The organism is Lentzea aerocolonigenes, from assembly GCF_000955955.1.
GTDB classification, from domain to species: Bacteria; Actinomycetota; Actinomycetes; order Mycobacteriales; family Pseudonocardiaceae; genus Lentzea; species Lentzea aerocolonigenes_A.
In genome coordinates this window covers 1-13,224 of sequence record NZ_JYJG01000071.1, presented here as the reverse complement: position 1 = coordinate 13,224, position 13,224 = coordinate 1, and the positions used below count along the sequence as shown (strand labels likewise).

Below are 13,224 nucleotides of genomic sequence, written 5' to 3'. Positions count from 1 at the left end.
ACCCAATGCGGACAACCAGTGTCCGGAGTAGCGTGCCGTCTCATGTCACGTCCTGTGCACTTCGAGATCCACGCCGCAGATCCCGAGCGAGCGCGGAACTTCTACTCGTCCGTCTTCGGCTGGAAGATCGACCAGTGGGGCGACATCCCCTACTGGATCATCACCACCGGCGACGACGACCAGCCCGGCGTCAACGGCGGACTGCTTCCCCGCCGCGGCCCCGACCCGGCGCCCGACGCGCCCGTCAACGGCTTCGTCATGACGACGAGCGTGGTGGACATCGACGCCACCATCGCCGCCATCGAGGTCAACGGCGGCACGGTCGCGCTGCCCAAGGACAAGATGCCCGGCGTCGGCCTGCTCGCCTACTACAAGGACACCGAGGGCAACATCTTCGGCATCCTGCAGCCGGAAGAGGGCTAAGGCCGCTTCCGCTTCGGCAACCGCGCGACGACGGCCTCGTAGGAGCCGTCGACCAGCTCCAGCAGGTCGTCGTCGGGCACCGATCCCTTGAGCGCGATGGTGTTCCAGCCGTAGCGGCCGACGTAGCCGCTGATCGTGATGTCGCCGGGAAAGCGGTCCCGCCACGGCGCGGCGGCCTCGGCGTCCGCCCCGCACTTGAGCCCGACGGTGTGCGAGTCGAGGCCGACGAACGCGAACGCCTTGCCTCCCACCTTGCACACCAGCTCGGCGTCGCCCCACGGATACGTCTCCTCCGCGCCCGGCTTCCCTGCGCAGTAGGCGATCAGCTCGTCCAGTGTCACGACGGGATTATCGCGCGCCGAACACCGAGACGAAACGCGTGAGCAACTCGGCGAACGCCACCCGTTCCTCGTCGGTCCAGCCGTCCATCGCCGACGCGCACGCCGCCTGCCGCGCCCGGTGCAGCTCAGCCGACGTCGCACGCCCCCGCGGCGTGCGGACGAGCAGCACGCGCCGCCCGTCCGCCTTGTCCGCGACTCGCGACACCAGCCCGGAATCCACCGCGCTCGTGACGAGTTTGCTGGCGCGCGGCTGATCCACGTGCAACGCCGAGGCCACACTGGACACCGTCGCCTGCGTGCCGGTCCGCTCAGCCGTCTCCACGACATCGAGCACGTCAAAGGCCGGTACGGCCAGCTCGGCAAGCGCTCGGCGTGACTGACTGCGCCGCATCGCGATCAGAGCCTGCTCCACCGCGGCGAGGTGGGAGTCCACATCCACCCCGAGATCATTGCCGTCCCGCGCCGTGACGAAAGCTGTCAGCCGACATCTCACCCCAGAGAGCGATTTATCCCGTAAGCGCGCATGGTCGTCTGCTCCACGGAGTTACCCGCCGCATCCACCGCCTTCACTTTGAGCGACACGAACTCGGCCCCACCGGGATGCGCGACCAACGCCTTCCACCGCGCCTTGGAACCCACCACAGGCACACTCCGCCACGTCGCCCCGTCGTCCACCGACGCCTGCACCGTCACGCTCTTCACCTCAGCCGCCCCGACCGATCCCGTCTGCGGCACCACGCTCACGTCCACCGGGAACACCCGGCACCCGGCAGGAGCCCGGTTCAGGTCGTCGAACGCCCCGGAAATCCGCACCGTGGGCACCGGCAGGTAGACGTTCCCGTCCGTCTGGGCCGACTTGAACTCGAACCTCGCCGACACCTTCGGCGCGAACGGCGTCCATTTGGGGCTGCGCGTCGCCTCGACGTCCAGCACGTACCGCGCCTCCACCTCAGGCAACCCGGAGAAGTTCGCGAACACCCCAGGACTCTCGGCGAGCACCTCTCCGTCCACAGTGGACAGCTTCGTGCGCGCCCGCACATATGGCGCCCCGAACACGAACTCGTCCGACGCGTCCGCCTCCCCAGGCGCGAAGGGCCAGTGCTGCACCCATCCGTTGTTCCCGTACCGCACCAGCCCGTGGAACCCGCGCAAGTTCAGATCCGTGGACGCCACCACGCTGTTCCACGACCTGGATCCCGTCTTCCCACCCGGAAACACCAGCCGCCCAGCACTGATGTGCCCGTCAAACCCGAGACTGGGCTGCGAAAGCGGCCGCTGGAAGAAGTCCATGACCCACTTGACGTCCGGCCGCCCGGTGAAGTGCTCCACCCGCCGCTGCGGAATCGGCAGGTCCAGCGCCACCCCGAACGTCACCGCCTGTCCCTTCACGTAGAACGGCGTGGACGACCGCGACCCGATGGCCGGTGCCCCTTGCGCCCGGTACCGCACCTTCTCCCCGTACAGCTCGCGATCCCGAACCCGAGGCTTCAGCTCGACGGGAATCTCTCCGGCATGGGGCGCCGCCACGAAGTACTCGTGCCCGCCACCACCCCACACCTGGAACGTGCCGAAGCTGAAATACGCCGCATCCGCCTTCACCGGCACCGCGAAGAACGCATCGTCAGTCTTGGACGACACCCCGGTCTGCACCCGGCCACCCCCTGCCTGGTACACCGCGTCAAGCCCGACGTACTTCCTCCCAACCGCCCGATCGAACCGCGCCCCGACCTCTTTCCCTTGCCGCGCATCGATCGTGACCGTCGTGGCCTTGTCCACACTGATCTTCCCGGTGCTGGCCCACGTGTGCTCCGACTCCCCGTGCACCAACGCGTCCACCGAGTAGTTCCCCTTCAACAGCCGCAACTTCGTCACCCCGCCAACCGGCTGCGCGAAGTCCACGCTCTCCCCGCTGTCCAACTCGAGCGCACTGACCTCGGCATCCGACGGCTTCCCATCCCGCCCCACCGTCAGCACAGTCAGCTCGTACATCTCAGCCTCAGCCGTGAACCCGACAGCCGTGACCACGCCCCCAGCCGTGATCCGCGCCCCACCAGACCCCACCGCGACCTTCGCCGGATCCAACGTCACCTCAACGTCCACAGATCCGTTGCCAGGCACCACGATCTCCGAGGCACTCACCTCGACCGCCGCGTTGTCGACGCTGATCGGCATGGTGATCGCCTGCGCCGACCCGTTGCGATAACTCAGCTTCTTGGTGATCGGCGGCAACTGCGTGTGCGGAAACCTCAACACCCCGAAGCTCAAACTCGAAGCGCTCGCAACAACCCGCGCCCCGACAGCCCTGGCAACATCAAGCCGCCCACTGCCCTCCTCGTAAACACCGCGCCCGATCGACTTCGCGCTCCCGGTGAGCACCGCCTTCAACTCCGCCCCACCCCACTCGGGATGCGCCTGCTTCACCAACGCAGCCGCCCCAGCCACATGCGGCGCAGCCATGGACGTCCCGTCCGCCCGAGTGTGCAACGCGTCAATCGGCTCCCCCATGCTCGTCCCAGCCGCCCGCGCCGCCCCGATGTCTTCCCCAGGCGCCACCACGTCCGGCTTGACCGCGAAGTCCCCGACCCGCGGCCCCCGACTGGAAAACCGGCTCAACCGATCGGCCTTGCTGACACTCCCCACCGCCAGCGCGGCATCGGCAGCCGCAGGCGAACTGACCCCGTCCTCCCCCTCATTCCCGGCAGCCACCACGAACAACGTCCCGAACTGCGCGGAAAGACGATCGACGGCAAGGGACAGGGGATCCGTGCCGTCACTCGCCCCACCGCCAAGACTGAGATTGACCACCCCAGCCCGCGGCGCAGCCCACTCCATGGCCGCCAAGACAGCCGACTCGTCACACGTCTCATCCGCACAAACCTTGCCCACCAACAACCGAGCGTCCTTCGCAACCCCGCCAAACGCCCCATCCCCAGCCACAGTCGCCGCAACGTGCGTCCCGTGCCCGAACGTGTCCTTCACCCCGGTCCCGGTGAAGTCCTTGGCCTCCAACACCTTCCCCCGCAAGTCCGGATGGTCCGCATCAACCCCGCCATCCAGCACGGCAACGGTGACCCCACGCCCGGTGAACCCCAAGTCCCACGCCGCGGGCGCCCCAACCTGCTGGAAGCTCTCCGCATCCAGCAACCTCACCCGCCCGTCCAACCACACCTTCGCGATGCCCGGATCGCTCTTGATGCCTTCCCAGGTGCTCCGCAGCGCACTCTTGGCCGGCGCCTGGGCGACCCGATCAACGATCAACGGCAACGTGTCCCGGCTACCGTCATCCCGCCCTTGCTCGATCAACCCGGTGACGTCGAACAACCGCTTGTCGACCTTGCCACTCCGGATCAACGGCACAGCATCCTGCGGCACGACCTCAACATGCCCCTTGGCCGTGACCCGCTGATGGAACAACACCCCATCACGCCCGCCCCCAGGCACCACCGTGACCTGATCACCTTGCAGAACAACACGATCACCAGTGACCAACGTGACCGCCCTGGGAACCGGGACACCAAGACGCGGCGCACCGGAAGGTAGTCGCTCGGCCCCAGCCGAAGGGGCCCCAACGCCCCCGGCAACCACAATGAGCGCAGCACCAATCGCCACCCCGCGCAACATGAAAGCCTCCCGCCACCAACCGATTCCGGTAGCGCAGCGGCGAGTGCGCGAGATCGACACTGGCTGGGAAAACGTTTTCCGTCAAGCGCCATCAGGAGCAGCGCACGCTCAGGTCGATTGTCGCCTGCCCGGAGGCCGTCAGGCGGTGATGTGCCGCATGACCGCGGCAAGGGCCTGCTCACGTGGTTGAGCGGTGTCCACTGAGAGCGCCTCCCCGTGCCAGGAGGGAAAGCGTGCCAGTCGCTGCTGCACGTCGGACCAGTCGCCGGCGTCGTGCCAGCCGGGGATTCCGCGACTGCGACCTTCGAGCCTGGCACGGTGGACTTCCGGGTCGGAGCACTGGCACACGACCACGCGGAACTCGGCACCGGCCCGGCGCGCCAGGCCACGCCAGCGATCCCTGGTCGCCACCAGTTCGGTCGGATGATCGAGGATGACGGACTGTCCGGCGACGAGCTGCCGCAGAGCGAGCGTGGTCAGCATCTCCTCGGCCATGGCCATTGGCTCTTCGAAATGGCGACCGCCGAACGGAGTCAGCGCGCCGAGCAGCCAGTCGGTGGCGAAGACAGGGATCCCCAGTTCGGCGCCCGCGGCGTCGGCCAGGGTGCTCTTCCCGCTGCCGGGCATACCGGAGAACACGACCAGCCGAGCGTCCGTGGCGACGGAAGGCAGGTCGTAGTCGGTGAAATCGGCGGGCAACCTCGGTGTCAGATCGGTCGGCACCAGTCCGACAACCCACGTGGTGGCAATTCGATGCGGCCGTGCGGTCTCGACGACGCAGGTGACGACATCAACGGTGCCGTCGTGACGGCGGATCCGTGCCCGCGCGGTGGTCTCGCCGACGTCGAGCCCGACCACGACGACCGGAGCGTAGTTGGCCGCTCGACCGCGGGTGACCTCGACGTACCTCTCGGGCGTGACGACAGCGGCGAACGCGGCCGCGAACACGGTGGACGCGTCGGCCCCCCAACCGGGTTTCCCGTCCAGGCCGTCAAGAATCCATTCCAGCCGTGCCAGTGCAGGACTGGCCGCGATACATCGCACTGTTCCCCCAGGCAAGTGGTTGAAGCGAGCCGATCAAACCTAGCGAGCATGCCCGGAGACAGACCGCGCGTTCGCCCACGACTGAAAGAGACTGCCTTGAGCGGGCCGCGCCGGCCGGACCGCCAACTGATCAACCTCGCCGGTGGCCGCTGCCTCGACGCGCGGACCTGGGCCACGCGGCGAAGGTCGCCAACGTCGGCACGACCGGGTCCAACAGCGCTCCAGTACAACCCTGGTACCTGATCGGCGACGAAGCCCAGACCAACCAGCGCTGGATCTTCAAGCACACCGGCGACTTCTGACCGGACCAGCCCCATCCAGCCAAGCGCGCGTGCCCGCTTCCGGTGAGCACGCGCGCCGGCCGCTACTTCACCCCGGCGGCGTCCATCCCCCGGAGCTCCTTCTTCAGGTCCTGGATCTCGTCGCGCAACCGGGCAGCCAGCTCGAACTGCAGGTCCCGCGCCGCGTTCATCATCTGGTCGGTCAGCGACTGCACCAGATCGGCCAGCTCCGACCGAGCCATCCCGGCCCGCTCATGAGACGCCACCACGCCGGAAGAGCGACCACCCTCCCCGGTGGCGCGCTTGCCCCGGGACTGGTTCCGCCCGGAGCCACCGACCGGAACCTCGTCCTCGATCTCGGAGTACACCGCCTCCAGGATGTCGGTGATCTTCTTCCGCAGCGGCTGCGGATCGATCCCGCGTTCCTCGTTGTACGCGACCTGCTTCTCCCGCCGCCGGTTCGTCTCGTCGATCGCGTGCCGCATCGAGTCGGTGATCCGGTCCGCGTACATGTGGACCTCGCCCGACACGTTGCGGGCCGCGCGACCGATCGTCTGCACCAGCGACGTCCCGGACCGCAGGAACCCTTCCTTGTCCGCGTCGAGGATCGCCACCAACGACACCTCTGGCAGGTCCAGGCCCTCCCGCAGCAGGTTGATGCCGATCAGCACGTCGAACTCGCCAAGACGCAACTGGCGCAACAACTCCACGCGGCGCAGCGTGTCGACCTCGGAGTGCAGGTACCGGACCCGGATGCCCAGCTCCAGCAGGTAGTCCGTGAGGTCTTCCGCCATCTTCTTCGTCAGCGTCGTGACGAGGACGCGCTCGTCCCGCTCCGCCCGTTCGCGGATCGAGTGCACCAGGTCGTCGATCTGGCCCTCGGTCGGCTTCACGACGATCTCCGGGTCCACCAGACCGGTCGGCCGGATCACCTGCTCGACGAACTCGCCACCGGACTGCCCCAGCTCGTACGGCCCTGGCGTCGCGGACAGGTAGACGACCTGCCCGATCCGGTCGGCGAACTCCTCCCACGTCAACGGCCTGTTGTCCAACGCGGAGGGCAGGCGGAAGCCGTGCTCGACCAGGTTGCGCTTGCGGGAGGCGTCGCCCTCGTACATGCCGCCGATCTGCGGCACCGTCACGTGCGACTCGTCGATGACCATCAGGAAGTCGTCGGGGAAGTAGTCGAGCAGCGTGGCGGGGGCGGTGCCGGCGCCACGGCCGTCGATGTGGCGCGAGTAGTTCTCGATGCCGTTGCAGAAGCCGACCTGGCGCATCATCTCGATGTCGTAGGACGTGCGCATGCGCAGGCGCTGGGCTTCGAGGAGCTTGCCCTGGCGCTCCATCTGGGCGAGCGTCGTCTCCAGCTCGGCCTCGATGTCGCGGATCGCGCGCTCCATGCGCTCCGGGCCCGCGACGTAGTGGGTGGCCGGGAAGATCCGGAGGTCGTTCACCTCGCGGACGATGTCGCCGGTCAGCGGGTGGAGGTAGTAGAGCTTGTCGATCTCGTCGCCGAAGAACTCGACGCGGACGGCGAGCTCCTCGTAGGACGGGATGATCTCGACCGTGTCGCCCCGCACGCGGAACGAGCCGCGGGTGAACGACATGTCGTTGCGGGTGTACTGCACGTCGACCAGCAGGCGCAGGAACGCGTCGCGGTCGACCTCCACACCGGTCTCGAGCCGGATCGAGCGGTCGAGGTACGACTGGGGCGTGCCCAGGCCGTAGATGCACGACACCGAGGCGACCACGATGACGTCGCGCCGGGTCAGCAGCGACATGGTGGCGGAGTGCCTCAGCCGCTCGACGTCCTCGTTGATCGAGGAGTCCTTCTCGATGTACGTGTCCGTCTGCGGGATGTACGCCTCTGGCTGGTAGTAGTCGTAGTAGCTGACGAAGTACTCCACCGCGTTGTGCGGGAAGAGCTCCTTCAGCTCGTTGGCCAGCTGGGCGGCCAGCGTCTTGTTCGGCGCCATGACCAGGGTGGGGCGCTGCAGCCGTTCGACCAGCCACGCCGTGGTGGCCGACTTGCCGGTACCGGTGGCGCCGAGCAGCACCACGTCGCGCTCGCCGGTGCGGACGCGGCGTTCCAGGTCGTCGATGGCCGCGGGCTGGTCGCCGGCCGGCTGGTACTCGCTGACCACGCGGAACTGCCCGTCGGACCGGACGATGTCGCCGACGGGACGGTGCTCGGAGTGCGCCTTGACGGTGCTCTCCTCTGGCGGGAGCTCGGTTGCGAAAGCCACGGCGCCACGTTACGCCGGGGGTCTGACAATTTCAGATCGGCCCTGGTCAGAGGCCTAGTCGCACGGGCAGCAGCCGCAGTCGCAGCAGTCACAGCCGGGGCCGCTGCCGTGGCTGCCGTCGCAGTTGCTGCCGGTGCAGTCGCAGTCGCACGAGTTGCGCCACTTGTCGCTCCACGGGCCGGGGTACGGGTCCCGGCAGCAGAACTGGCACGTCCCGCACATGTAGAGGAACGCACCGCAGCCCTCCAGGAACCCGCGCGGCCGCGGGTCGTGGGTCAGCCTCGGGTACGCCCACGGCCCGCTGCCGGGATCCACCGGCGTGCGCCTGCCGTCGTCGTGCCGGTCCCGTCGGCCGAACACCCGGACGACCGACTCCTCCAGCTCGTGCACCAATAACCTGTGCACGAGCCGTGAGTCGGTGAACTCCACGTCCTTCAACGCCAGCCGGATGCCCGTCACCGCGTCCAGGCACAGCCGATGCGCCTCCTCGACCGACGTTCCGGTGACCAGCAACGGATTCCACGCACCCGACGCGCGGTCCTCCTCCAGGTCCTCCGCGGCATCGATCAGGTGCGCGACCCGCCCGAACAGCCGTCCCACCTCGCGCAACGGTTCGGCGTTCTGAGGCCTTCCGGCGATGAACGCCGTCTGCGCGACGGCGAACCCGGTCGCCGTCTCCGTAGGCTCGGTCACCAGCAGCACCGAGCTCCCGAGCCCGGCCGCGCGCTCCACCTCGGGCTGCCGTCGCACCGTGTCGATCATCAGCGACGCGTCGAACCCCAGGTCGGAAGCCGTTCCCAGGCCCTTGGCAGCCCAGCGCTGCGCCACCACCCGTCCCGCCCAGCCGACCTTGCCGGCGAGCCCGTCCCCGTCGTCCACGTGGTCGTGGATCTTCAACGACGCCAGCACCAGCGAGACCGAAGCCGCCAGCCGAGCCCCATCACCGATGGCCACGTCCGCGGACTTCATACCCCGCAACGCACACGGTCCCGCGGTCCGCCTCGACACGACCGACTGCGCCTCGACCGCCGCCGAGATCAACAGCCCGTCGTAGTTGGTGACGAGCCGGGAGAGATGACCGTGCTCGTCGCGCAACGACAGGCACATCCCGCACAGGTGCGCGAGCCACGCGGACCGCAGCTCAGCGCCCATTCTGTTGCGGCAGGGGCGGATGATCCCGAACATGCGCGGCATCCTAAGTGGCCGCAGCGCCGAACGATGGCAGTATCGCGGACGTGGCACACATCCATCCGCCGAAGATCGAGTACTTCGACCTGGACGCCAAGAGCAACACCGATCCCAAGGGACAGTTGAGGAGCGTCGACGAGTACCGCCTCACGCCGACCGGCCTCTACATGTTCCGGCCGCTCGCCGGGCACCCGAAGATCAGCCACTTCGAGAGCTGGTTCCTGCCCAAGCTCAACATCCGGGTCACCCGGCAGTCCTGGCACCCAGGTCACCTGATCGACTTCGACTTCTACGTGGACGTCGTGGAGATCAACGCGATCGGCACCGTCTGGAAAACGACCGATCTGTACCTCGATCTGATCGTCCGAACGGGTCACAGCGTGACTGTTCTGGACACGGACGAACTGATCGCCGCAGTTCAGCACAAGTTGATCACCCCGGAACGCGCGCAATGGGCGCTGGAAACCACCTACTCAGCGGTGTCGGGAATTTCAGCGCACGGTCACGATGTGGTCAGGTGGCTCACCTCTTCGGGTTGTCCCACCACCTGGCGTTGATACACAGAGTGTGGTCGTCATCTGACCGTGACGTAACAAATCGACCCGGCGTGTAACTGGGCGCACTTATTTGACTACGCTCGGCGGCGTGGGAGCGGTCACTACACCTCAGCTGGTAGACGTCGTCGACACCATTTCGGGCGTGCGAACCTATTCGTCCGGTGGTTCACGAACTCTCAGTTCGTGCGACGTCGAACGGTGGGGTCTGCGAATCGAGCACCCCACCCCGGAAGACCCGTTCTCGGACGCCGAGGTCACCTGGCTGCTGCCCGAACTGGGCCTGCGCCTCACGACCTACCGCGCCCGCTCACGCCACTCCCGCAGCGGCCCGAGCGTGCTCTCAGCCGTCCGCGTGGAGCGCGACCACCGCCACTGGCAGACCACGGACCTGTTGCTGGGCCTGGCAGTTCCCGGCGGCACGACCCCGCGCATCGTCCGCAACGAGGAGTTCGCCGCCGCCGTCGCGGGCCGAGTGCTGCGCCCCGGCGACGCCGACCAGGCCCTGCGCACGATCCACCGCACCCTCGAAGAGCTCAGCAACGTCAACCACAACCTCACGTCGTGGCTGACGTGGCAGGGCATCTACGACTCCTGGCCGCCCCTGTAGGCCTCCACCCGCGCGACGGCCGTCTCCATCCAGGGCTCCTTCGCCTCACCGTAGGCAAAGGCTCCGGAGTCGGCCGCGAACCGTTGGGACAGCTTCAGTTTCAGCTCCGCGTACTCCTCGCGAGCCGCCGCGTCGTGCCGCAGCCAGTCCCGGAAATCAACCGCCCACCGCCAGTTGGCCGCACCTTCGACCCGCAGGTGCAGGTTCACCCGCCGCCCGGGATCGGCCCCGGCGTGCAGCCGCTTGCTCCAGTCGCCTTCACCGCGCGGCGTGTCCACGTACGGCCCCACGTACGGAAAACCCGCCTGCCCCAACGTGTCCCGCAACGAGTCGGCGGTCTCCATGTCCTCGACGGCGAGCTGGAAGTCCAGCACGTCCTTGGCCGCGAGCCCCGGCACCGCGGTCGACCCGATGTGCTCGACGTACCGCCCACCGGCCGCCAAGCTGATCCGCCGCGCCACCCTCCGAGCCTGAGCGGGCCACCTTCCGTCGTACGGCACGACGATCGGCGAGCCGGACGCGTACGACTGCGTCCGCACGTTCTTCTCGAACCCCACCAGCCGATCCCACAACCCGGTGACGTCCGGAACCTCCCCGGAGTTGTCCAGCCACACGTCCGCCACCGCACGCCGCTGCTCGTCCGTGGCCTGCGCGGCAATCCGGTTCTCGGCGTCCTGCCGATCCATCCCGCGACTGCTCACCAACCGCCCCAGCCGCGTCTCGGCATCCGCGTACACGACGATCACCAGGTGGTACGCCGCCGCCATGTCCCGCTCCACCAGCAGGGGGATGTCGTGCACGACGATGGCGTCCTCAGGCGCCTCGGCCATCCGCTGCCCGGTCAACGCCCCGATGCGCGGATGCGTGATCCCGTTGAGCGTCTGCCGAGCCTCCTCAGAAGCAAACGCCTTGCCCGCCAACGCAGCCCGGTTCAACGTGCCGTCGCCGTTCAGCACGTCCTCACCGAACGCCTTCACGACCTCCTTGAGCCCGTCAGTCCCAGGCTCCAGCACCTCACGCGCGAGCTTGTCCGCATCGATCACAACCGCGCCGTTCCCGGCCAACAGCCGCGCGATCGTCGACTTCCCGGACCCGATTCCCCCGGTCAACCCCACCCTGAGCATGCCGCACAGGCTAGACCGGCGGCGTCATGCACTGCTGGGCGAGTACCGGCAGAACCGCCATCAACCGAGCCTGCGGGAGGAAGTTGTTCCGGTTGCGCACCACGAACGTCGACTTCCCGAGAGACCCGATGAGGAGTTGCTCGTCCTTCCCCTCGATCAACGTCCCCTTCTGCTTCCCGACGTCGACCTCGGTGATCTTCGCCCCGTCGCCCCGCTCAGCCTCGACGCTCTCGGACACCCGAGTCCGAGCCGTCAGCTCATCGGTGTAGGTCGACAGCCCGATGACGATCTTGGCGTCGTCCAGGCCCTTCTTCTCGGGAATCCCGTAGTAGCAGTCGATCTTCCCGGTCTTCCCGATCGAGGGCTCCTTGATCCCGATGATGATCCGAGGCTCCCCAGGCAACTCCTGCCCGAGCGTCGCGTTCATGACATCAACGGGCACCACGAGCTCGCAGTCGTCAGGCAACGGCCGATCCACCATCACCGGAACCCGCGAAGGCGTGGTGGGCGGAGTGATCTTCGGAATCTGCGGCGGCGGCGCCTGAGTCTGCGGCGCCACACCAGAGCAGGCCGCGCACAACGTCAGCGCCATCGCGCCGAGCACACCGAAGAACTTGTTCCCACGCATAGGTTTGCCAACCTACACAACGCCTCAAGCCCTCCACCACAGAGTGAACGTGTCCACCGAACAAGGCTCGGTCAAGGCGTCTGCAAGTACCACCAACTCATGATCAAACCGCCGCCAGCTACACCCAACTTCGCTGACGCTCAAGGGCTCGCCGAACCGTAGCCACGAACCCGGCCGGATCGTGCACCACGTCCCACCACGTGAACCTGAGCAATGTCCAGCCGAGCTGCAGCAAGCGGTTCTGCCGCTGCCGATCTCGATACACCGCGCGAGGGGCCTCATGCACTGCGGCACCGTCGAACTCGAGACCGAGTTGACGTTCTGGATAGGCGGCGTCAAGACGCGCCACCAGTTCACCACCCGCGAAAACCTCGTGCTGAGCGGTTGGCAGCTCGACTCCTGCATCCTTCAGAGCAAGCCTGCCAGCTGTTTCCAGGATGGACTCAGCCTGCCCGTCTGACTCCGCGACCCGCAGCTTGATCACACCGTCACCTCTGCCTCCAGGACGAGTGGCCAACGACATGGCGATCTGACGTGCGGAGACGACTCCTCGACGGACAGCGTCGTCAATCGCCCATACAGCATTGAGCCTGGGCACCTCAGCCGACATGTCGAGCAACGAACGAACTGCGGTGGTGACGGGCACGTCATCACGAAGTTCAACGTCACCCTGTGCGAGAGCTCGGCCATGACAGATCAACTCTCGCCTGCGGATACGCCGCTCGTTACGTGCGACCGTGATGTGTTCCGGCCATCGCCCGTCAGGTACGGCTATCGCGTGGACCCGCGCAGCGGTCTGGTGACTGGCGACGGCATCAGCCACTCCGGAACTCAGCACCGCTGCCCTGGCCAACGCCAACGGAGCCGCCTCCGTCCCTCGGCGCACGTACACGCAACGCTGCACCCGGCGGATCCGGCCTGTCCGCAGCGCCTTCATGATCTGGTCAGGATCCACGCCTTGGCACAGCGCTCGCTCACGCAGGATCAATCCGTCGTGCTCGATGACGTCGTCGATCCACTCATCCATGAGACAGAGACTGACCCAGCACCAGCGCTCTTGGACGGCTCCCTCGCTCTTCTGTGGATAACTCACGCAGTTGGTAGTAGAAAAGTGCCTCTTGATCTTGAGTTGGTGGTGAGCCTTTTCCATCCTGATCTTGCTGG

General features: G+C 67.3%; 12 protein-coding genes. 3 read left to right on the top strand and 9 right to left on the bottom strand.

The annotated features are described in order from the left end of the window. Positions 1-42 precede the first annotated feature (42 nt). A complete protein-coding gene (locus tag UK23_RS12590; RefSeq protein WP_045311647.1) occupies positions 43-423 on the top strand; it encodes a VOC family protein in 381 nt (126 codons plus the stop codon). Here the strand turns inward: UK23_RS12590 and UK23_RS12585 are convergent. The 6 genes from UK23_RS12585 to UK23_RS12560 all read right to left on the bottom strand — a co-directional run bounded on the left by UK23_RS12585 (position 420) and on the right by UK23_RS12560 (position 9,141). Then, on the bottom strand, positions 420-764 hold the full coding sequence (locus UK23_RS12585) for an MmcQ/YjbR family DNA-binding protein (RefSeq protein ID WP_045311646.1): 345 nt from the start codon (positions 762-764) through the stop codon (positions 420-422). The two genes, UK23_RS12590 and UK23_RS12585, sit on opposite strands and share 4 nt — an antisense overlap. 7 nt (positions 765-771) lie before the next feature. Beyond that, entirely contained in the window at positions 772-1,203 is a 432-nt protein-coding gene (locus UK23_RS12580) for a MarR family winged helix-turn-helix transcriptional regulator (RefSeq protein ID WP_231114477.1), read from the bottom strand. Positions 1,204-1,253: 50 nt separating this feature from the next. Further along, a complete protein-coding gene (locus UK23_RS12575) occupies positions 1,254-4,136 on the bottom strand; it encodes a S8 family serine peptidase (protein ID WP_196777716.1) in 2,883 nt (960 codons plus the stop codon). 387 nt (positions 4,137-4,523) lie between these two features. Next, on the bottom strand, positions 4,524-5,333 hold the full coding sequence (locus tag UK23_RS48565) for an AAA family ATPase (protein ID WP_052684604.1): 810 nt from the start codon (positions 5,331-5,333) through the stop codon (positions 4,524-4,526). A gap of 460 nt (positions 5,334-5,793) precedes the next feature. Beyond that, positions 5,794-7,956 (bottom strand): excinuclease ABC subunit UvrB, encoded by a 2,163-nt coding sequence (uvrB, locus tag UK23_RS12565; RefSeq protein WP_045311644.1) that lies wholly within the window; start codon positions 7,954-7,956, stop codon positions 5,794-5,796. Positions 7,957-8,010: 54 nt separating this feature from the next. Then, positions 8,011-9,141 carry a DUF5685 family protein gene (locus tag UK23_RS12560; RefSeq protein ID WP_045311643.1) on the bottom strand — a complete coding sequence of 377 codons (1,131 nt, stop codon included), beginning with the start codon at positions 9,139-9,141 and terminating at the stop codon, positions 8,011-8,013. A gap of 50 nt (positions 9,142-9,191) precedes the next feature. Between UK23_RS12560 and UK23_RS12555 the strand changes: the two genes are divergently transcribed. Further along, entirely contained in the window at positions 9,192-9,701 is a 510-nt protein-coding gene (locus UK23_RS12555) for a DUF402 domain-containing protein (RefSeq protein WP_045311700.1), read from the top strand. A gap of 142 nt (positions 9,702-9,843) precedes the next feature. Next, complete coding sequence (locus UK23_RS12550; protein ID WP_231114476.1) at positions 9,844-10,308, top strand: DUF402 domain-containing protein; 465 nt, start codon at positions 9,844-9,846, stop codon at positions 10,306-10,308. Here the strand turns inward: UK23_RS12550 and coaE are convergent. The 3 genes from coaE to UK23_RS51475 all read right to left on the bottom strand — a co-directional run. Next, positions 10,284-11,432 (bottom strand): dephospho-CoA kinase, encoded by a 1,149-nt coding sequence (gene coaE / locus UK23_RS12545; RefSeq protein ID WP_045311641.1) that lies wholly within the window; start codon positions 11,430-11,432, stop codon positions 10,284-10,286. The genes UK23_RS12550 and coaE overlap by 25 nt on opposite strands. Before the next feature lie 10 nt (positions 11,433-11,442). Beyond that, a complete protein-coding gene (locus UK23_RS12540; RefSeq protein ID WP_045311640.1) occupies positions 11,443-12,060 on the bottom strand; it encodes a hypothetical protein in 618 nt (205 codons plus the stop codon). A gap of 118 nt (positions 12,061-12,178) precedes the next feature. Then, a partial coding sequence (locus tag UK23_RS51475; RefSeq protein WP_231114475.1) for an endonuclease domain-containing protein occupies positions 12,179-13,224 on the bottom strand: 1,046 nt, incomplete at its 5' end.